This window comes from Clostridium sp. AF12-41 (genome assembly GCF_003461685.1).
Classification (GTDB): Bacteria; Bacillota; Clostridia; order Lachnospirales; family Lachnospiraceae; genus Otoolea; species Otoolea fessa.
The window spans coordinates 1-299 of sequence record NZ_QTXO01000015.1 but is presented as its reverse complement, the minus strand read 5'-3'; the positions used below and the strand labels follow the sequence as shown (position 1 = coordinate 299).

Annotated in this window: 1 pseudogene; it reads right to left on the bottom strand. The window is 45.8% G+C overall.

Going from position 1 to position 299, the window contains the following annotated elements:
* Positions 1 to 278, bottom strand: a pseudogene (locus tag DWV73_RS13050) (RNA-guided endonuclease TnpB family protein); the annotation flags it as partial.
* Between the last annotated feature and the right edge of the window lie 21 nt (positions 279 to 299).

The following is a 299-nucleotide window of genomic DNA, read 5'->3' as shown; positions in this document are numbered from 1 at the left end:
CCGGTCTTTTTAAGGACATAAAATGATTTCCAGGCTTTATCCAGCTGCTTGCAGGTCTCCTGCGCTGTCTGGGACGGAAGCTGTCTATACCACAGATCTCCTTTATGCGCTTTCTTCTGATAATACCAGTCAGGATACTTCTCCAGCCCCAATTCTTTATATCGACGGCGTTCATAGTTGCAGACATTCCAGAGTTTGGAAGCAGCATAACACATATGCCCTATAATATTAGAATATTCCGGCCGGATATTAACCGATGTTCTGTGCGACAACAGCATTCTCCTCCCCCTTCAGACAGC